Source organism: Arthrobacter sp. Leaf234 (genome assembly GCF_001422665.1).
Taxonomy (GTDB): Bacteria; Actinomycetota; Actinomycetes; order Actinomycetales; family Micrococcaceae; genus Arthrobacter_D.
On record NZ_LMLU01000008.1, the window covers coordinates 111,893 to 129,855 of the forward strand.

General features: G+C 68.9%; 18 protein-coding genes and 1 tRNA gene. 5 read left to right on the plus strand and 14 right to left on the minus strand.

Annotated features, from left to right (window positions below):
- Nucleotides 1–68: 68 nt before the first annotated feature.
- A complete protein-coding gene (locus ASF21_RS14175) occupies nucleotides 69–1,706 on the minus strand; it encodes a cation acetate symporter (RefSeq protein ID WP_082471596.1) in 1,638 nt (545 codons plus the stop codon).
- Nucleotides 1,703–2,086, minus strand: coding sequence for a DUF485 domain-containing protein (locus tag ASF21_RS14180; protein WP_055772633.1), 384 nt, complete (start codon nucleotides 2,084–2,086; stop codon nucleotides 1,703–1,705). The genes ASF21_RS14175 and ASF21_RS14180 overlap by 4 nt, the downstream gene beginning before the upstream one ends.
- A 218-nt stretch (nucleotides 2,087–2,304) precedes the next feature.
- Between ASF21_RS14180 and ASF21_RS14185 the strand changes: the two genes are divergently transcribed.
- Genes ASF21_RS14185 through ASF21_RS14200 form a run of 4 tightly spaced genes read left to right on the plus strand, consistent with a single transcriptional unit; the run spans nucleotide 2,305 to nucleotide 6,126 of the window.
- A complete protein-coding gene (locus ASF21_RS14185; protein ID WP_055772636.1) occupies nucleotides 2,305–3,492 on the plus strand; it encodes a sensor histidine kinase in 1,188 nt (395 codons plus the stop codon).
- Between the two features lie 19 nt (nucleotides 3,493–3,511).
- Nucleotides 3,512–4,231, plus strand: a complete 720-nt coding sequence (locus tag ASF21_RS14190; RefSeq protein ID WP_055772638.1) for a LytR/AlgR family response regulator transcription factor — start codon at nucleotides 3,512–3,514, stop codon at nucleotides 4,229–4,231.
- A gap of 4 nt (nucleotides 4,232–4,235) precedes the next feature.
- Nucleotides 4,236–4,622: a hypothetical protein gene (locus tag ASF21_RS14195; protein ID WP_055772641.1), complete on the plus strand. Its 387-nt coding sequence runs from the start codon at nucleotides 4,236–4,238 to the stop codon at nucleotides 4,620–4,622.
- Complete coding sequence (locus ASF21_RS14200; RefSeq protein ID WP_055772644.1) at nucleotides 4,615–6,126, plus strand: cation acetate symporter; 1,512 nt, start codon at nucleotides 4,615–4,617, stop codon at nucleotides 6,124–6,126. Before ASF21_RS14195 ends, ASF21_RS14200 begins: the two co-directional genes overlap by 8 nt.
- 70 nt (nucleotides 6,127–6,196) lie before the next feature.
- Here the strand turns inward: ASF21_RS14200 and ASF21_RS14205 are convergent, their stop codons facing one another.
- From ASF21_RS14205 to rpsB, 6 genes are all read right to left on the minus strand, one after another.
- A complete protein-coding gene (locus ASF21_RS14205) occupies nucleotides 6,197–6,775 on the minus strand; it encodes a DivIVA domain-containing protein (protein ID WP_055772647.1) in 579 nt (192 codons plus the stop codon).
- A 77-nt stretch (nucleotides 6,776–6,852) separates the two neighbouring features.
- The gene (locus ASF21_RS14210) at nucleotides 6,853–7,863 is read right to left on the minus strand and encodes a phosphatidate cytidylyltransferase (RefSeq protein WP_082471597.1); all 1,011 of its coding nucleotides are present in this window, start codon (nucleotides 7,861–7,863) and stop codon (nucleotides 6,853–6,855) included.
- Nucleotides 7,863–8,420 carry a ribosome recycling factor gene (gene frr, locus ASF21_RS14215; RefSeq protein WP_055772650.1) on the minus strand — a complete coding sequence of 186 codons (558 nt, stop codon included), beginning with the start codon at nucleotides 8,418–8,420 and terminating at the stop codon, nucleotides 7,863–7,865. The genes ASF21_RS14210 and frr overlap by 1 nt, the downstream gene beginning before the upstream one ends.
- Before the next feature lie 120 nt (nucleotides 8,421–8,540).
- Nucleotides 8,541–9,281: a UMP kinase gene (gene pyrH, locus ASF21_RS14220; protein WP_055772654.1), complete on the minus strand. Its 741-nt coding sequence runs from the start codon at nucleotides 9,279–9,281 to the stop codon at nucleotides 8,541–8,543.
- 175 nt (nucleotides 9,282–9,456) lie between these two features.
- On the minus strand, nucleotides 9,457–10,293 hold the full coding sequence (gene tsf, locus ASF21_RS14225) for a translation elongation factor Ts (protein WP_055772657.1): 837 nt from the start codon (nucleotides 10,291–10,293) through the stop codon (nucleotides 9,457–9,459).
- Between the two features lie 135 nt (nucleotides 10,294–10,428).
- On the minus strand, nucleotides 10,429–11,340 hold the full coding sequence (gene rpsB, locus ASF21_RS14230; protein WP_055772660.1) for a 30S ribosomal protein S2: 912 nt from the start codon (nucleotides 11,338–11,340) through the stop codon (nucleotides 10,429–10,431).
- A 433-nt stretch (nucleotides 11,341–11,773) separates the two neighbouring features.
- Between rpsB and ASF21_RS14235 the strand changes: the two genes are divergently transcribed.
- Nucleotides 11,774–12,508 (plus strand): murein hydrolase activator EnvC family protein, encoded by a 735-nt coding sequence (locus ASF21_RS14235; RefSeq protein ID WP_082471598.1) that lies wholly within the window; start codon nucleotides 11,774–11,776, stop codon nucleotides 12,506–12,508.
- Between the two features lie 12 nt (nucleotides 12,509–12,520).
- Here the strand turns inward: ASF21_RS14235 and ASF21_RS14240 are convergent, their stop codons facing one another.
- The 6 genes from ASF21_RS14240 to ASF21_RS14265 form a co-directional block, all read right to left on the minus strand.
- Entirely contained in the window at nucleotides 12,521–13,711 is a 1,191-nt protein-coding gene (locus ASF21_RS14240) for an acyl-CoA dehydrogenase family protein (RefSeq protein WP_055772839.1), read from the minus strand.
- A 239-nt stretch (nucleotides 13,712–13,950) separates the two neighbouring features.
- Nucleotides 13,951–14,024, minus strand: a tRNA-Ile gene (locus ASF21_RS14245).
- A gap of 103 nt (nucleotides 14,025–14,127) precedes the next feature.
- Entirely contained in the window at nucleotides 14,128–15,351 is a 1,224-nt protein-coding gene (locus ASF21_RS14250; RefSeq protein ID WP_055772665.1) for a glycosyltransferase, read from the minus strand.
- 48 nt (nucleotides 15,352–15,399) lie between these two features.
- Nucleotides 15,400–16,275: a DMT family transporter gene (locus ASF21_RS14255; protein ID WP_055772668.1), complete on the minus strand. Its 876-nt coding sequence runs from the start codon at nucleotides 16,273–16,275 to the stop codon at nucleotides 15,400–15,402.
- On the minus strand, nucleotides 16,263–16,886 hold the full coding sequence (locus ASF21_RS14260) for a CDP-alcohol phosphatidyltransferase family protein (RefSeq protein ID WP_055772671.1): 624 nt from the start codon (nucleotides 16,884–16,886) through the stop codon (nucleotides 16,263–16,265). Before ASF21_RS14260 ends, ASF21_RS14255 begins: the two co-directional genes overlap by 13 nt.
- A gap of 124 nt (nucleotides 16,887–17,010) precedes the next feature.
- On the minus strand, nucleotides 17,011–17,835 hold the full coding sequence (locus ASF21_RS14265) for a phage holin family protein (protein ID WP_055772674.1): 825 nt from the start codon (nucleotides 17,833–17,835) through the stop codon (nucleotides 17,011–17,013).
- Between the last annotated feature and the right edge of the window lie 128 nt (nucleotides 17,836–17,963).

Consider the following 17,963-nt stretch of genomic DNA (forward strand, 5'->3'; position numbering starts at 1 on the left):
ATCACCGGACGGACGAGGCCGCCCCACCAGCAGGTGGGGCGGCCTCGTCGGTCCTACGCGTCGCGTGCCTAGTGGTCGGTGGCCTTCTCGGCTCCGACGCCGGTCAGCGAGCGGACCTCCATCTCCGCCTGCTTCATCGGGTCCTCCGTGGTGCGGGAGAGGACCGTCCCGAGCCAGCCGAGGAAGAAGGCCAGCGGGATCGAGACGATCCCGGGATTGCTGAGCGGGAAGACGGAGAAGTCGGCACCCTGGATCATCGACTTCTCGCCACCGGAGACGACGGGCGAGAGGGCGATCAGCAGGATGGCCGAGCCGAGGCCGCCGTACATGCTCCAGATGGCGCCCTGGGTGTTGAACCGCTTCCAGAACAGCGAGTAGAGGATGGTCGGCAGGTTCGCGCTGGCCGCCACCGCGAAGGCGAGGGCCACGAGGAACGCCACGTTCTGACCCTGCGCCCCGATTCCACCCGCGATCGAGACGAGACCGATCACGACCACCGTGCGGCGCGCCACCTTGACCTCGCCGTCCGGATCGACCCTGTCCTTGCGGATGACGCTGGCGTAGATGTCGTGCGCGAACGATGCAGCGGCGGTGATGGTGAGACCTGCGACCACCGCCAGGATGGTCGCGAAGGCGACGGCCGAGATGAGTCCGAGGAGGATCGACCCGCCGAGCTCGTACGCCAGCAGCGGTGCCGCCGAGTTCACCCCGCCCGGGGCGCCGAGGATCCGCTCGGAGCCGATCAGCGCGCTGGCGCCGTAGCCGAGGATCAGCGTGAAGAGGTAGAACGCGCCGATGAGCCAGATGGCCCAGACCACCGAGCGTCGGGCCTCCTTCGCCGTGGGGACGGTGTAGAAGCGCATGAGCACGTGCGGGAGGGCGGCGGTGCCGAGGACCAGCGCGAGCGCCAGGGACAGGAAGTCGAGGCGCGTGATCGACGTCAGCCCGTACTGCAGGCCGGGGCTCGTGATCGCTGCGTTGCCCGAGGTCTCGATCGCCGCACCCAGCAGGGTGGACAGGTTGAAGCCGTGCAGCGCGAGGACCCAGATGGTCATGATGAACGCACCGGCGATCAGGAGGCAGGCCTTGATGATCTGCACCCAGGTGGTGCCCTTCATGCCGCCGATCAGCACGTACATGATCATGAGGACGCCCACGACCGTGATGACGATCGACTGGCCGAGACGGTCGTTGATGCCGAGGAGCAGCGACACGAGCCCACCGGCACCGGCCATCTGGGCCAGCAGGTAGAAGAAGCAGACCGCGAGCGTGGTGATCGCCGCCGCGATGCGCACGGGACGCTGCTTGAGCCGGAAGGACAGGACGTCGGCCATGGTGAACTTGCCCGTGTTGCGGAGCAGTTCCGCGACGAGGAGCAGGGCCACCAGCCAGGCGACGAGGAAGCCGATCGAATAGAGGAAGCCGTCGTACCCGTTGATGGCGATCGCTCCGACGATCCCGAGGAAGGACGCCGCCGAGAGGTAGTCACCGGCGATGGCCGTACCGTTCTGGCCACCCGTGAACGAGCGTCCGGCGGCATAGTAGTCGGCCGCGGTCTTGTTGTTGCGGCTCGCCCGGAGCACGATCACGAGCGTGATCGCGACGAAGAGGCCGAAGATGGCGATGTTCAGGACCGGCGAGCCGACGGTGGTGACCTCGGCGGTCTGCAGGGGGACGTGGATGCCCCCGGCGGTGATGGTGCTCATTTCTTTCCACCTGACGGGTCGACGAATACCTCGGGGGCTGCTTCCTCGAGTTCATGCCGCAGGTTCGCGGCGATGGGGTCGAGGCGGCGGTTGGCGTAGCTCACGTACCACATGGTGATGGCGAACGTACTGACGAACTGCAGCAGGCCCAGGATGATGCCCACGTTGATGTTGCCGAACACGGGCGTGGCCATGAACTCGTGGGCGTAGTCGGCCAGCAGCACGTAGGCGAAGTACCAGAGCAGGAAGAACACTGCCATGGGGAAGACGAAGCTGCGGTGGCGCTTGCGCAGTTCCTTGAACTGCTCGGTCTGCTGGACTTCGGTGAAGTCGACGGCAGCACCGGAACCGGCGTCCGGCTCTACTGGGTGCGAACCCATGGTTCCTCCTTCTCGGTCGCCCCACCGACCGCGACGGCGGCATCCTTGCCGCGCAGGGAGGCACGTCGGTGTGACACCCATCACTGTGGACGACGTCGTCGGGCCCCACCAGCGAACCGCGCGGACGCGTCGGTGAGTGAGCGGCGAGGTGCGGTGAACGGTTGCAGGGCGCGCCGAACGGTCGAGGCCGTCCGTGCCACGGACGCTACTGTGGTGCCATGTTCAGCGCCGCCGTCGACACCGCCCTGGTGTGCGCGGTCGCCGTCATCACCCTCGCCGTCGTCGCCTCGCTCGGTTTCCGCCTCTCCCGCTCCTCCCGTGACCTCGGTTCCGATGCCGACCGCGCCACGTACGCCACCCTCCACACCGCGGCACTCGCCTCCGAGCACCTGCGCGAGGGGCTGACGGCGTCCGGCGCCTCCAAGGCGAGCCGGCACCTGCGCGGCCTCCTGCGCTGCGACGTCCTGATGATGAGCGACGACGCCGGCGTGCTGGCGTGGGACGGCGGCCGCGGGCCGGCCCCGGACGTCATGCCCCTCGTCCGGCAGGTCCTCGAGAGCGGGCGGACCCAGATCTTCCGGCGGCAGCGGCTCGACGCCGCGGGACTGACCGACCTCGGGGAGCTCGTCCTGTCCCCCGTGCGGGTCGACGACCGCGTGGTCGGCACCGTCGGGGCCTTCGCCGGGGACGTCAACGCCGGACTCGTCCGGGCCACCAACGAGCTGGCCGGCTGGGTGTCCACGCAGGTGCAACTCGCCGAACTCGGCTCCTCCCGGCGCCTGCTCGCCGAGGCGGAGGTCCGTGCGCTGCGGGCGCAGATCAGCCCGCACTTCATCTACAACTCGCTCAACGCCATCGCGTCCTTCATCAACACCGACCCCCAGCGTGCCCGTGAGCTGGTGGTCGAGTTCGCCGACTTCACGCGCTACTCCTTCCGCCGCCACGGCGACTTCACCACCGTGGCCGAGGAACTGCGGAGCATCGACCGCTACCTGCTGCTGGAGCGTGCGCGGTTCGGCGACCGGCTCAAGGTGACCCTCGAGATCGGACCGGAGGTGCTGAGCACGGTCATCCCGTTCCTCAGCCTGCAGCCCCTCGTCGAGAACGCGGTGCGCCACGGGCTCGACTCCAAGGACGGCGTCGGGAACATCACCATCACGGCCCACGACGACGGGCCGTACGCGGAGGTCACCATCGAGGACGACGGTGTGGGGATCGATCCCGACCACCTGCGCTCCGTCCTCGCCGGCCACACCGAGGACGTCCACGTGGGGCTGCGGAACGTCGACTCACGGTTGCGCCAGGTGTACGGCGACGACCACGGACTGGTCATCGACACGGCACCCGGCGCGGGTACCCTCATCACCCTGCGCGTGCCGAAGTCGCAGCCGGATCACCGGGCCTGAGGCGCGTAACCTAGGACACATGGTCAATGTCATCGTCGCCGACGACGAACTCCCCGCCGTCGAGGAGCTGGCCTTCCTGCTCGGCAAGGACGCGCGGATCGGGACCATCCACCGTGCGTCGAGCGGCGCGGAGGCGCTGCGGGCGCTCGAGCAGCACAGCGTCGATGCCCTGTTCCTCGACATCCACATGCCCGCCCTCTCCGGGCTGGACATCGCCCGCGTCATCTCGCGCTTCAGCCGCCCGCCCGCCGTCGTGTTCGTCACGGCCGACGAGGACCGTGCGCTCGAGGCCTTCGAACTCCGCGCCGTCGACTATCTCCTGAAACCCGTGCGGACCGAGCGCCTCGCGGAATCCGTGCGTCGCGTCTGCGAACTGATGGAGGGTTCGACGGCCGCGCCCGAGGTCATCACCGTGGACCAGGGCGGGATCAGCCGGATGATCAGGCGCGACGACGTCCGGTACGTGCAGGCGCAGGGTGATTACGCCCGACTGCACACCTCGGAGGCGAGCTACCTGATCCGCATCCCCCTCAACGACCTCGAACGCCAGTGGGCGGACGCGGGGTTCCTCCGTACGCACCGCTCCTATCTCGTGGCGATGGACCAGGTGCGGAAGGTCAGGATCGGGGCGGGCCGGGCCAGCCTGTTCGTCGGGGATGCCGAGCTGCCCGTGAGCCGCCGCCACCTCCCCGACGTCCGGGAGAAGCTCGAGGCGACGCGTCTCCGCCCGAGCCACTGAGACGGTGACGGACGAGCAGCCGACGGTTCCCCGTCGGGTCCGCGTGACCGCCCCGCGCACCGCGGCCCGGGCCACCGGCGCCACCTTCCCCGTGGCGCGGGAGATGGCCGAGCAGTCGGAGGTGGGCCAGCTGTTCGTCGCCTCCCTCATCCGTTCGCAGCTGCGGCTCGCACTGGTGGTGGCGGGTGGGTTCCTGGTCATCCTGATCGGCATCCCCGTGCTGCTCGCCGTCTTCCCCGACATCACCGGGGCCACCATCCTGACCGTGCCGATCCCCTGGCTCCTGCTGGGCCTCGGGATCTATCCGCTCGTGATCGGGTGCGCCGTCCTCTACGTGCGCAGCGCATCCCGCAACGAGCGCCGCTTCCAGGACCTGGTGGACGATGACTGACGCGCTGGACAGCGGCAGTCTCGAGCTCAGCCCCGCCGTCGGGTACACGGCGCTCGTGCTCGTGGCCCTCAGCACGGTGCTGATCGGCATCTACGGCCTGCGGATCTCGCGCACCACGGGCGACTTCTACGTGGCCTCGCGCACCGTGCGGCCCTGGTGGAACGCCTCGGCGATCGGCGGCGAGTACCTCTCGGCGGCGAGCTTCCTCGGCGTCGCCGGCCTCATCCTCATCTCCGGCGTCGATGCGCTCTGGTTCCCCATCGGCTACACCGCCGGCTACCTGATGCTGCTCCTCTTCGTGGCCGCGCCGCTGCGACGGTCCGGCGCGTACACCATCCCCGACTTCGCCCAGGCGCGCCTGGACTCCCTCCTCGTCCGCCGGGTGACCAGCATGCTCGTGGTCGTCGTGGGGTGGCTGTACATCGTTCCGCAGCTGCACGGCGCCGCCCTGACCGTGCGCATCACCACCGGACTGCCGTCCTGGGTGGGTCCGCTCGCGGTCGTCGTCGTGGTGTGCCTGAGCGTGGTCACCGGGGGCATGCGCTCCATCACCTTCGTGCAGGCCTTCCAGTACTGGCTCAAGCTCACGGCCCTCGCCGTGCCGGTGGCCTTCATCCTCTTCCGCCTCGGCGCGGACGGCCGACCGATCACCGCGGGCGGCGGCGCCTTCACCGCGGATCTGAACACGACGGCGGACGCATCCCTCTACGGCACCATCTCGCTGGTCATCGCCCTGCTCTTCGGCACGCTCGGCCTGCCGCACGTCCTCGTCCGCTTCTACACGAACCCCGACGGTGCCTCCGCCCGCCGGACCACGGTGATCGTGCTCGGCCTGCTCTCGGTCTTCTACCTCTTCCCGACCGTCTACGGGATCCTCGGGCGCATCCACACGCCCGAGCTGGCGGCGGAGGGCGCCGCGGACGCGACGGTGCTCCTGCTCCCGGGCCGGATCTTCGACGGTGCCACCGGGGACCTCCTGTCCGCGCTGGTGACCGCCGGGGCGTTCGCCGCCTTCCTGTCGACGACCAGCGGACTCGTGGTCTCGCTCGCCGGCGTGGTGAGCCAGGAGTTCTTCCAGGGCAGCGTGCGGGGCTTCCGCAGGGCAGCCCTGCTCTCGGCGCTCATCCCGCTCGTGGTCGCACTGCTGACGGACAGCCTGGCACTGGCGGGCAGCGTGGGATCGGTGTTCGCCTTCACCGCCTCCACGATCTGCCCGCTGCTGCTGCTGGGCATCTGGTGGCGGGGCCTGACAGATGCCGGGGCGATCGCGGGGATGCTGGTCGGCGCCGTGCTCTGCGGCGGGGCGATCGCCGTCACGGCCGCCCTCGGGCCGGCAGCGGACGACCGCTGGGTCTGGCTGGGCCAGCCCGCCCTCTGGACGGTCCCGACCGCGTTCCTCACCATGGTGCTCGTCTCGAGGGCGACGGCCGGACGCAGGCCCGCGTCGGCGTCGCGCGTGCTGGCCCGCCTGCACACGCCCGAGCCACCGGCGCAGAGCGGCTGAGAACCGTCCTGGCCTCGTCGTCCCGCCGCTGCGGAGAGCTCCTGCCCACGGCGTGGGTGACCCGGAGGCGTCAGTCGATGCCCGCCATGAGCTCGACGACGCGGTCCAGGAACACGTCCACCTGGTTCTCCTCGTAGCCGTCCGCACCACGGGCCTCGCGGAACACGGCGCGGCGGACGACGTCGACGCTCAGGGGCAGATCCTGCTCGAGGTACCGCAGGAGCTCGTCGCAGAGGCGGTCGACGTCCTGGACGGCGTAGCTGGGGGCGTTCTTCCTCGCCGGGCGGCGGAAGCGTTCGCCGTGCGGACGGTGCAGCCGCCCGCGCAGGACCGCGGCGGTGCGTCCGATCTGCCGGAGCCACGCGTCCTCGCCCTGCGCGGCGATCAGCCGGTCGCGTTCCCGCCGGGCGAAGACGTCCTCGAGCCGGTCCAGCGCGGCGTCGACGGACTGGGGCTCGTAGCCGCCCGGGGTCGGGCGGAAGGACTGGCCCCGTACCTCACTGCTCGTGACGGAGCGGGAATCGGGGTCGTCGGCGTTGTAGTCGCCGCGGGCCCTCGTGAGGAAGCGGTCCACCTGGCCCGTGTCGTAGCCGACCTCCCGGCGCCCCACCCGCGCGAAGGGGGAGCTGCTCGGCCGGGCCACATCCATCGTCTGACGTCCTTTGCGCTGAAATACTCGAGACCGTGCGGGGCCTTCGCCCCCCGGGATCGGTCCGCGACCAGCGGTTACAGCAACCCCGGTATCAATGTAGCGGACAGCAGGTAGGCCACCGGGGAGGCGAAGACGATCGAGTCGAGGCGGTCCATGACTCCGCCGTGGCCCGGCAGGATGGTGCCCATGTCCTTCACGCCGAGCTCACGCTTGATCATCGATTCCGCGAGGTCGCCGGCGGTCGCGGCCGCCACGATGGCGACCGCGAGGGCGAACCCGATCCAGACGGGCTGATCGAGCAGCAGGACGGCGCAGAGCCCGCCGACCACGAGGGCGCCGCCGATCGAACCGCCGAATCCCTCCCAGGACTTCTTGGGACTGATCTTCGGGGCCATGGCGTGCTTGCCGAAGAAGGCGCCGATCAGGTACCCGAAGGTGTCGTTCGCGACGACCAGCAGGAGGAGTGTCGCGATGACGAGGTTCCCGCCGTCGACCTTCATGAGCAGCATGGCGAAGCTGAGCATGAAGGGCACCCAGAGCACGGTGAAGGTACCGGCCATCAGGCTCCTGGCGGCATCCGGCGCCGGGCTCGCCGCGCGCCACAGGAAGAGGACGACGACGGCTGCGACCGCAGCTCCGGCGAGGCCCTCGGCGCCGCCGAGATAGGCCGAGAACGGCAGGACGATCGTCCCCGCCATGGTCGGTACCAGCGGGATGTGGATCCGCCGCAGTTCGAGGGCGCGGCTGATCTCCCACACGCCCACCGCTGCGAACAGGGTGACGATCCCGACGAAGACGATCGGGAAGAAGAGGCCCACGAGGACGGGGATCAGGAGACCCGCGCCCACACCGATCGCGGCGGGAAGGTTGCGCCCGGCACGGGACGGCTTGCCCGGCTCACGGATGGGCCGGCGGCGACGGAAGAGTCCGTGGCTGGACCGACCGGCGCGAGACGGTGCCCTGGTATGGGTGGTCGGCCCCTGCGCCGGGGCCGACACCGCGCCGCCCGTGCGGCTTTCTTCTGTCCCGACGGCGGAGCGGGTCTCGTGCCCGCGATCCGCGCCGGGAGGATCGAGATCTGCCATCAGACCTCGAGCAGCTCAGCTTCCTTGCGCTTCAGCAGCTCGTCAATGAGGTCCACGCGGGCCTTCGTCGTCGCGTCGAGTTCCTTCTCGGCGCGCGAGCCCTCGTCCTCACCGGCGTCGCCGTCCTTGACGGCCTTGTCGATGCCGTCCTTCGCCTTCCGTCGGACGTTGCGGATGGAGATCTTGGCGTCCTCCGCCTTCGTCTTGACCAGCTTCACGTACTCCTTGCGGCGCTCCTGCGTGAGCTCGGGCAGGACCACGCGGATCACGTTGCCGTCGTTCGACGGGTTCGCGCCGAGGTCCGAGTCGCGCAGGGCGCGCTCGATGTCGTTCAGCGCTCCGCGGTCGAAGGGCGTGATGAGCAGGGTGCGCGCCTCGGGGTTCTGGAAGGACGCGAGCTGCTGCAGCGGGGTGGGAGCGCCGTAGTACATCACCACCACCTTGGAGAACAGGGAGGCATTGGCGCGTCCGGTGCGGACCGTCGCGAAATCGTCCTTTGCAACCTCCACGGCCTTGTCCATCTTGTCGGTGGCTTCCAGCAAGGTCTCTTCGATCACAATGTCTCCTTCGCTCCGCAGTCGGCTGCACGGCAACCGTTCCAGTGGTCAATCCTAGTTCACGGCCGTCCCGCGGCCCGGCAGGGCCGCCGGCCCCGTTGCCCTCTTCCCTCGGAACCGCTAGGCGGTGACGAGTGTCCCGAGCCTCTCGCCACGGATGGCCCGCGTCACGTTGCCCTCGCCCTCCATGCCGAACACCACCATGGTCAGGTCGTTGTCCTTGCACATCGTCATGGCCGTCTGGTCCATGACACGGATGTCCCGCCGCAGGGCCTCGTCGTAGGAGAGCGTCTCCAGCTTCTCCGCCGTCGGGTCCTTGTGGGGGTCGGCGGTGTAGACACCGTCGACGCCGCTCTTGGCCATGAGGACCTCGTCCGCGTGCACCTCGAGGGCGCGCTGGGCGGCGACCGTGTCGGTCGAGAAGTACGGGAGGCCTGCGCCCGCCCCGAAGATGACCACACGGCCCTTCTCCAGGTGGCGGATGGCGCGCCGCGGGATGTACGCCTCGGCGACCTGCCCCATGGTGATGGCGCTCTGCACGCGGGTCTCCACCCCGGCCTGCTCGAGGAAGTCCTGCAGGGCCAGGCAGTTCATGACCGTGCCGAGCATGCCCATGTAGTCCGCCCGCGAGCGGTCCATGCCGCTCTGGGACAGTTCCGCGCCGCGGAAGAAGTTGCCGCCGCCGACGACGATGGCCACCTCGACCTCGCCCACCGTCGCCGCGATCTGCTGGGCGACCGAGCGGACGGTCTCGGGGTCGACGCCGAGCTTGCCACCGCCGAAGACCTCGCCGGAGAGCTTCAGGAGTACCCGGCGCCGGCCCTCGGTACCACCCGGTCGGATGGTTGACGTGGTGTCCATGAAGTGCCTCCCGGGCGTAGAACTGGGGGCCGGTCCTGGTCGGACGGCCGGTAATGCGGGGGTGGGGATGTTGCCGGACCCGTTACAGGATACGGGGCGCCTCCCCGGGCGCAGGAAAGGGCGGCCACCTCGAAGGCGGCCGCCCTTCCCGGGATGCTGCTGCCTGCCCTGGGGGTCAGGCCCCGACGCGGAAACGTGCGAAGGCCGTGGCCTTGGCGTTCGCTTCGGTCAGGACGGCGGCGACGGACTTCTTGGCGTCCTTCGCGAAGGCCTGGTCCACCAGGACACCCTCCTTGAAGAAGCCGGTGAGGCGGCCTTCGACGATCTTGGCAAGGGCCTGCTCGGGCTTGCCCTCGGCACGGGCAGTCTCGTCGGCGATGCGCCGCTCCGACTCGACGAGTTCCGCGGGGACGTCCTCGCGGGTCAGGTAGGTCGGCGAGTACGCGGCGATGTGCACGGCGACGTCGTGCGCGGTCTGCACGGCGGCGTCACCGGAACCCTCGACGGCGAACAGGACGCCGACCTGGGCGGGGAGGTCCTTGGACGTCTTGTGCAGGTACGCGTCGACGATCTGGCCTTCGACGCGCGCGATGCGGCGGACGTCGACCTTCTCGCCGAGGAGGGCACCGGCCTCGATGACGTGCTCGGAGACGGGCTTGCCGTCGAGCTCGAAGGACAGGAGGGTCTCGACGTCCGTGGCACCGGACTCGATCGCTGCGGCGAGCACCTTGTTCGAGAAGTCGATGAAGGGGCCGGCCTTGGCGACGAAGTCGGTCTCGCAGTTGACCTCGACCATGACGCCGACGTTGCCGTCCACGCGAGCGGCCACGAGACCCTCGGCGGTGGAACGGCCCTCGCGCTTGGTGGCGCCCTTGAGTCCCTTGATACGGATCAGTTCCAGGGCCTTGTCGGCGTCGCCGTTGGCTTCGTCGAGGGCCTTCTTGACGTCCATCATGCCGGCGCCGGTGCGCTCGCGCAGGGCCTTGATGTCAGCGGCTGTGAAATTAGCCATGTGCACTCCTAGGGTGAGGTGGATCTACGAAGAGCTTGTGCGGGCCGCGGCCCGCCGTACAGGTGCCACGCGGTGAACACCTGCCGAACATGCGGAAGGGGCGTGGTTCGACCCACACCCCTTCCGCACCGTGGACTACTTGGTGTCGACGGCGGCTTCCGTCGCGGGAGCGACCGCGTCGGGAACCTCTTCCGCGATGGGCGCCTGCAGGCCGGCGGGCGCCTCGGGGGCTGCGGCCTCCGGTGCCTCGGCTGCTGCGGGCTCGGCAGCGGGTGCATCCGCAGTGCCCTGGAGCAGCTCGCGCTCCCACTCGGCCATGGGCTCGTCAGCCGTGGCTTCGCCGTTGCCGGAGCGGTTGTGGCGAGCCATCAGGCCCTCGGCCACGGCGTCCGCGATGACACGGGTCAGCAGGTTGACGGCGCGGATGGCGTCGTCGTTGCCCGGGATCGGGAAGTCGACCTCGTCGGGATCGCAGTTGGTGTCCAGGATCGCGACGACGGGGATGTTGAGCTTCTTCGCCTCGTCGATCGCGAGGTGCTCCTTCTTGGTGTCCACGACCCAGACGACCGAGGGAGCCTTGGTCAGGTTGCGGATACCGCCGAGGTTGCTCTGGAGCTTGGTGAGCTCACGCTTCAGGAGCAGGAGCTCCTTCTTGGTGTGACCCGAACCGGCGACGTCCTCGAAGTCGATCTCCTCGAGTTCCTTCATGCGCTGGATGCGCTTGGAGACCGTCTGGAAGTTGGTGAGCATGCCACCGAGCCAGCGCTGGTTGACGTAGGGCTGGCCCACGCGCATCGCCTGGTCGGCGATCGCTTCCTGCGCCTGCTTCTTCGTGCCGACGAAGAGGACGGTCCCGCCGTGGGCGACCGTGGCCTTGACGAACTCGTAGGCGCGGTCGATGTAGCCCAGCGACTGCTGGAGATCGATGATGTAGATGCCGTTGCGCTCGGTGAAGATGAAGCGCTTCATCTTCGGGTTCCAACGGCGGGTCTGGTGACCGAAGTGGACGCCGCTGTCGAGCAGCTGGCGCATGGTGACGACTGGCATGTCATGCCTTTCTTCAGCTTCGGCTCGGGCGCAGGGCGCCGCCTGAAGCTTGTTGACGGTTATCTCGGTGGTGGCCGGGGTGGACACCACGTCCTGGCACCTGTTCGTCGGGGACACACCCTCCCCCACCGGACTCAGCCGGACCGCGGGGTGGGCATTCCGCGCTCGTCGAGAGCATCGGATAGCAGGCACGCGTAGTCAGCCTGCGGTTTCCCAGGGCCCGGCGGAGCCAGAGGCATGACGGGATCGGAGCAGCAGACTGCTTGTATGAGTGTACTACAGCGGCACAGCCCTCCAGGGCGACCGACGGGCCACGGTGCGGGCAGGTATCCCCATCGCAGACCGCCCGCGACGGCCGGCGGGCCGCCCCGGCGTTGTCCACATATGGCGGCACAGCGTCGCTGTGGGCACCCCGCGCAGGAAGGCTGGTTCCATGAGCGAGGACTCCCCCGGAACCCATCCCGTGACCCGAGCCGGTACCGGTCCGAGTGAGCGCGCCCAGGACCGCCGGACGGCCGGGGGACGGCCCGCCTGGCGTGCGGGCCGGGCGCTGCCCCTCCTCCTGCTGGCGCTGGTCCCGGTCTGCTCTCCTGCGCAGCCCGTCACCTCGGCAGGTCCCTCATTCGCGTCGGTCGGGTCTACCGCCGTCCGGTTCGCGTCGGTCGGGTCGGCCGCGCGATCAGTCCCAGTGGTCGCGAACGTCGGACGGGACCCGTTCGTCGCCGCCTGGTCGTGGCCCCTCGTTCCGGTACCCGCCGTGCTGCGACCCTTCGAGAAACCTTCGCAGAACTGGAAGCCCGGACACCGGGGTGTGGACCTGTCGACGCGTGGCCTGCCGGCCGAGGTGCGCAGTCCGGCAGACGGTGTCGTGGCCTTCGCGGGGCCGGTGGTGGATCGCGGCGTCCTGACGATCGACCATGGCGATGGCCGGAGGAGCAGCTTCGAACCGGTGAACACCACCCTGGTCGCGGGTCAGGCGGTGGGCGTGGGCGAGGTGGTGGCCACGGTGGTTCTGAGCCAGTCCGCGGCGATCCCGGGTAGCACGGTCCGGAGCCACTGCGGCGGACCGTGCCTCCACTGGGGAGTCCGCGTCGAGGACGAGTACGTCGATCCGCTCGCCTTCGTCACGGACCGCCGCCCGTCCGTCCTCCTGCCGCTCGACGGCTGACCCGGCGTCGGGTCAGACGAAGGCGGCGATCCCCGTGATGGACCTGCCGACCACGAGAGTGTTGATCTCCTGCGTGCCCTCGTAGGAGTAGACGGCTTCGGCGTCGGAGAAGATCTTCGCCATCTCGTAGTCGGCCACGATCCCGTTCCCGCCGAGGATGTTCCGGCCGGCCGCGACGCTCTCGCGCATGCGGGCGGTCGTGAACGCCTTCGCCAGCGCCGACTGCTCGTCCTTCGCCTGACCCGCATCCTCTAGCTGCGACAGACGCACCATCATCCCCATCGAACTCATCGCGTTACCGAGGATCTGCACGAGTTGCTGCTGGATGAGCTGGAAACTGGCGATGGGCCGGCCGAATTGCTCGCGCTCGACGGCGTACCGGCGGGCGACGTCGAATGCGGCGAGTTGCTGGCCGACGGCCTGCCAGCCGACCGCGAGCCTCGTCACCTTGAGCACCTTGTTGGTGTCCCTGAAACTGTTCGCGCCCTTGAGGTGGAAGTCGTCGGAGATGACGACGTCGTCCAGCACGATATCCGCGTTCTCGACGATCCGCAGGGCGATCTTGTTCTCGATCTTCGTCGAGGAGAAGCCCGGTGTCTTCGTGTCGACCAGGAACCCCTTGACCTGGTTGTCCGCGACGTCGCGGGCATAGATGACCACCCAGTCGGAGAAGGTCGCGTTGCCGATCCAGCGCTTGGCGCCGTTGAGGACCCAGGAGTTCCCGTCCCGGCGTGCCGTGGTCCGGGTTCCTCCCGCGACATCGGACCCACCGAGCGGTTCCGTCAGGCCGAAGGCGCCGATCTTCTTCAGCGCGTAGATGTCGGGCAGCCACTCCTCCTGCTGCTCCTTCGACGCCAGGGCTTCGATGGATCCGGTGAACAGACCGTCGTGCACGCCGAGGAACGTGGCGATCGAGGTGTCCGCGCGGGTGAACTCGGCGTGGGTGATCCCGGCGAAGAGGTTGGAGTAGCCCTGCCGGTACACCGGGCTCACGGGATCCAGTTCGGCGATCCTCGGGATGAGCTGCTGGGGGAAGGAGCCCTGGTTCCACCACTCCACCGCGTGCGGCCGGACTTCGGCGGTCAACCAGGACCGGATCTCCTCGAGCCGGGAGCGCTCCTTGTCGGACAGCAGCTCCTCGAACGCGTAGAAGTCGCCGTCCGCATACGGCAGGTTGTTGATGTCGATCGACGTCTTGCTCATGGTATTCGCCTCACTCCGGTCGGCGGCGACCGGCACTCTCACTCGACCATGCTGTCCGCGTGGTGGGCGCGTGCTGCGCTCGAGCCCTATGTTACCCGCCAGTAACATAGGGCGCCAGTGGAGGCACATACCCCTGAGGCAAGGATCCGAGGGAGGGAAGAGGCGTCGCAACGCAGAATGCGCCACCTCCGCGGAGATGGCGCATTCGGGTCAGGGTCGCCGATCACTCCGACGATGCGTAGGGCTGCTGGGGCTTGAACCCAGGACAAACGGATTATGAGTCCGCTGCTCTAACCAGCTGAGCTACAGCCCCCTGGGGCTGTCCACCCCTGGTGGCGACCGTCGGGCCGTCTCCGGACCCCGGTCGCGGCTCCCATTGTAGACAGACGGCGGCAGCCGTCCCGGTGCGACGCCGGTCAGGATCCCGCGGCGGCGCGTTGCGCCTCGCTGGGATGGTCGCTCGACAGGGTGCCGTAGTACAGGCCCTCGAAGGTCTCGAGCGTCGTGGTGATGTCATGCCTGCGCACGAGGTCACGGCTCGCCGCCCCCATCGTCCGCTGGTCCTCGGACGACTGTTCGAGGATCTCGGTGATGCGGCGGCCCAACTCATCGGAATCACCGGGGGTGAACAGGTACCCGTTCTCACCGTCGGACACCAGATGGGGCAACGCCATCGCATTCGCGAGGAGCACGGGGGTGGAAGCGGACATCGCCTCGAGCGTGACGAGTGACTGCAGCTCGGCTGTGCCCGGCTGGCAGAAGAGCGATGCGCGGATGTAGCTCAGGCGCAGTTCGTCGTCGTCGATCAGTCCCCGGAAGGTGACGCGATCGCTGATCCCGAGGCGAGCAGCCTGCGCCTGGAGCGCGGGCTTGACCTCGCCCCCACCGACGATCTCCAACCGCACGCGGAGATGCTGCGGCGTCTTCGCGACGGCATCGATGAGGACGTCGACGTGCTTCTCCTCGGCGAGCCTGCCGACGAACAGGACCGTGGGGTCCTCGTGCGGCTGGACCGTCTCCCCCGGCTGCACCTCGTAGGCAGCGGAGTCGATGCCGTTGCTGACAGCCAGGACCTCGCGCAGGAAGGCGTGGTCGTGCATAGCCTTGGCCGCGAGGGGCGTGGGGGTGGTGACCGCGGCGGCCTTGCCCATCACCTTGCCCATGTCCTTCCACGAGTTCCTGGCGATGACCCGTTTGAGCCACGCGGGGAACGGCAGGAACGGGTTGAGGTTCTCCGGCATGAAGTGGTTCGTCGCCACCACGCGGATGCCGCGCTTCACCGCCTCGTAGAGGGTGTACTCCCCCACCATGTAGTGGCACTGGATGTGGACGACGTCGGGCTGGACCTGGTCGAACAGCAGGCTGATGTCCCGCTTGATCTCCCAGGGGTAGCAGATACGCCAGTAGTCGTGCGTCGGTACGCTGTGCGAGCGGAGACGGTGCACGGTCCAGTCGCCACCGGGTTCCGTGTAGCTCCTGCCGTTGGAGACGCCCGGTGCGAGGACATGGACGGAGTGGCCTCGACCCGTCATCCCCTTCGCGAGCCGGTACCCGAACTGCGCTGCACCGTTCACGTTGGGCGGATAGGTGTCCGCGGCGATCAGGATGGTCAGAGGCTTGTGGTCGGCCTGGTAACTCACGCGTGGATCCCCTACGTCGGTGTGCTGGTCGAAACTGGTTCTCTCGGGTCAGCGCTGGCGCTTGACCACGTCGGGGTGGTGGCGGGACAGCGCGACGACCCCAACAATAGCAACGAGGGCCGCCGCACCCATGCCCAGGGCGGTGACGGTGCGCACGTCCGGCTGCAGTTCCTCGAGGATCGTGATGCCCACGGCGATGCCGACGATGGGGTCGATCACGGTGAGTCCGGCGATGACGAGATCCGGGGGTCCGGTGGCGTAGGCGCTCTGCACGAACCAGGCTCCCAGCGCTGCGGCCGCGATGAGCGCCACCAGGCTCAGCGGCGGGACGCTGAGCAGGAAGCGCCCGTTCGGATCGAGCAGATGCCCGGCGACCAGCTTGGTGAGGACCGCGACGAAACCGAACAGCACCCCGGCGCCGAGGATGTAGGCGAAGGCGTTGAGCCGGTGCCGTCCGACGACGGCGAGCGATCCGAACATCGCGACCGCCGCCCCCAGCAGGAGCACGACGGAGAGTTCCTGCGCCGGATCGACGGAGTGGTTCTCGCGCGTCACGTTCACGGCGAGGATCACGAACAGGGCGCTGCCGGTGACGCAGGCCGTGATGGCTGCGACGGTCGGCCGGTTGATGCGGATGCCCTGGTCCCGCGAGTTGACGACGGTGGTGATCACGAGCGCGATCGCCCCGATGGGCTGCACGACCGTCAGGCTCGCGAGCGTCAGCGCGACGACATTGAGGGACGTGCCGGCACCGAGCAGGAGGAGCCCGAAGATCCAGCGCCGGTTGGTGAGCAGCCGCATGAGCCCGGAACTGCTCAGTGACAGCCCGCCGGTGTTCGCACGGACGGCGCTGCCCTGGCGCTGCGCTCCGAACGCGAGGAAGACAGCGCCCAGCAGGGCGAGCCCGATGGCTAGGAGGGGCACGACTGCTGCTCGGCCTGCTCCAGCCGGTACTTGCGGTGCGCCGCCGTGAAGTAGGCGTAGAACGCGATCAGGTGCAGGACGCAGCCTGCGGCGAGCAGCCCCTGCGCGACCACGAGGAGCCACTCCTGACCGAAACCCTCGACGTGGTGGAGCAGCAGTAGCGGCGCACCCACCAGCAGCAGTGCCGTCCGGATCTTCCCGACGGTGAGGACCGGCAGGTGCAGGGGACCGCGGAAGAGGATCAGCGCGTTGACGATGATGATGACGTCCGGGATCACGATGGTCCAGACGAGCCAGGCCGGCGCGATGCCGGCGATCACGAAGGTCACCGCGACGACGATGAGCGCTGTGCGATCCGCCACGGGATCGAGCCAGGTGCCGATCACCGACACCTGGTTCAGTCGCCGGGCCACGTAGCCGTCCACCCAGTCCGTGCCACCCATGACCACCAGGGTGATCACCGCGGCTCCGAAACGCTGCTCCGCGATGAACCAGACGAACAGGGGGACTCCGAGGAACCGCACCACCGTGATGAAGTTCGGCAGGGTCCACGCCGTCGACAGCGCCACGCCCTCGCTGCCGGGCTGTGCGCCCGCGCCGATCAATCTCATCACCCGTGCCTCCCCTCCCATTATGCACAGGAAGCGGCCCCTCCCCCGTGACGTCCGCGGACTGCAGCGGTTCGTCGGGGGTGAGGGGCCGCCGGGGTGGAGCCGGAGCGCTGGTGGGCTCTCGCTACCTGCTGAGCAGCCGGCGCAACAGGACGAGCATCGCGGCGACGGAACCCGCGAGGACGCTCAGCGGCTTCCAGCGATCCGCGAGCGTCGTGTTGTGCGCGACGTCGCGGCGCACGGCGACGGCGGCGACGCGCCCGCTACCGGACCCGCCGGATGCGGCGCCGGTGGTCGATCCACCCTTGTCCGAGCGGTGCTTCGCCCCGTTCAGGCGTGCCTTGACGTCGACGCGGGCGCCGAGTGAGTCCCTCGCGTCGGCGATGTGCGTCCGGCGTTCACCCGAGCGGCCGCGCAGTTCCTCGTAGGACGGCGCCGGCTCCTTGGGCTTGGCGTCCTTCGCCTCGTCCTTGCGGTCCTTCTCGGCCTTGTCCTCCTTCGGCTTCTTGACGTCCAGCGTGGCGGGATCGAAGCTCCGGCCCTCCTTGAGGACGCCGAGGTCGTGGCGGATTCCGCGGATCGCGTCCTCGGGGATCAGCGGAAGCTGCTTCTTGAGCCGGGAGACGCCGATCAGGGCCAGGACGCCCCCGATCACCAGGAAGAGGGCGGCGACCAGGAGAGCGGCCAACCAGGCGGGCATGACCTCGGCGAGGCCCATGATGGCGGCCACCACGAGCGCGACGGCGAAGAACAGCACGAAGACGAGCGCGACGACCAGGAAAGCGGCGGCGATCCCTGCCTTGATGCCCTTCCGCTTCATCTGCTGCAGGGCGATCGATATCTCGTCACTGACCTGCCGCGGTGTCAGGCGTGCCAGGAGCTTGATGAGACCGAAGAGCGAGAGCGAGCCCGTGGACCGCTTGCCGCGCGTACTGGCCGAGCTGTTCATAGGCCCTGCCTCCATTCGTAGGTTGTGTGCTGGACATTGGCTGAACCAAAATTACCATCGGGACGTTGCCATGGTTCCGCTTCGACGGACGCGCGGGCAAGGGGACCCCGTGCCGCCCCGATGAGGTA

What these genes read in the sequence shown, in the direction of transcription:
- ASF21_RS14175 (WP_082471596.1), bottom strand. Translation starts at nt 1,706, where the DNA reads ATGAGCACCATCACCGCCGGGGGCATCCACGTCCCCCTGCAGACCGCC.
- ASF21_RS14180 (WP_055772633.1), bottom strand. Translation starts at nt 2,086, where the DNA reads ATGGGTTCGCACCCAGTAGAGCCGGACGCCGGTTCCGGTGCTGCCGTC.
- ASF21_RS14185 (WP_055772636.1), top strand. Translation starts at nt 2,305, where the DNA reads ATGTTCAGCGCCGCCGTCGACACCGCCCTGGTGTGCGCGGTCGCCGTC.
- ASF21_RS14190 (WP_055772638.1), top strand. Translation starts at nt 3,512, where the DNA reads ATGGTCAATGTCATCGTCGCCGACGACGAACTCCCCGCCGTCGAGGAG.
- ASF21_RS14200 (WP_055772644.1), top strand. Translation starts at nt 4,615, where the DNA reads ATGACTGACGCGCTGGACAGCGGCAGTCTCGAGCTCAGCCCCGCCGTC.
- ASF21_RS14205 (WP_055772647.1), bottom strand. Translation starts at nt 6,775, where the DNA reads ATGGATGTGGCCCGGCCGAGCAGCTCCCCCTTCGCGCGGGTGGGGCGC.
- ASF21_RS14210 (WP_082471597.1), bottom strand. Translation starts at nt 7,863, where the DNA reads ATGGCAGATCTCGATCCTCCCGGCGCGGATCGCGGGCACGAGACCCGC.
- pyrH (WP_055772654.1), bottom strand. Translation starts at nt 9,281, where the DNA reads ATGGACACCACGTCAACCATCCGACCGGGTGGTACCGAGGGCCGGCGC.
- tsf (WP_055772657.1), bottom strand. Translation starts at nt 10,293, where the DNA reads ATGGCTAATTTCACAGCCGCTGACATCAAGGCCCTGCGCGAGCGCACC.
- rpsB (WP_055772660.1), bottom strand. Translation starts at nt 11,340, where the DNA reads ATGCCAGTCGTCACCATGCGCCAGCTGCTCGACAGCGGCGTCCACTTC.
- ASF21_RS14235 (WP_082471598.1), top strand. Translation starts at nt 11,774, where the DNA reads ATGAGCGAGGACTCCCCCGGAACCCATCCCGTGACCCGAGCCGGTACC.
- ASF21_RS14240 (WP_055772839.1), bottom strand. Translation starts at nt 13,711, where the DNA reads ATGAGCAAGACGTCGATCGACATCAACAACCTGCCGTATGCGGACGGC.
- ASF21_RS14260 (WP_055772671.1), bottom strand. Translation starts at nt 16,886, where the DNA reads ATGAGATTGATCGGCGCGGGCGCACAGCCCGGCAGCGAGGGCGTGGCG.
- ASF21_RS14265 (WP_055772674.1), bottom strand. Translation starts at nt 17,835, where the DNA reads ATGAACAGCTCGGCCAGTACGCGCGGCAAGCGGTCCACGGGCTCGCTC.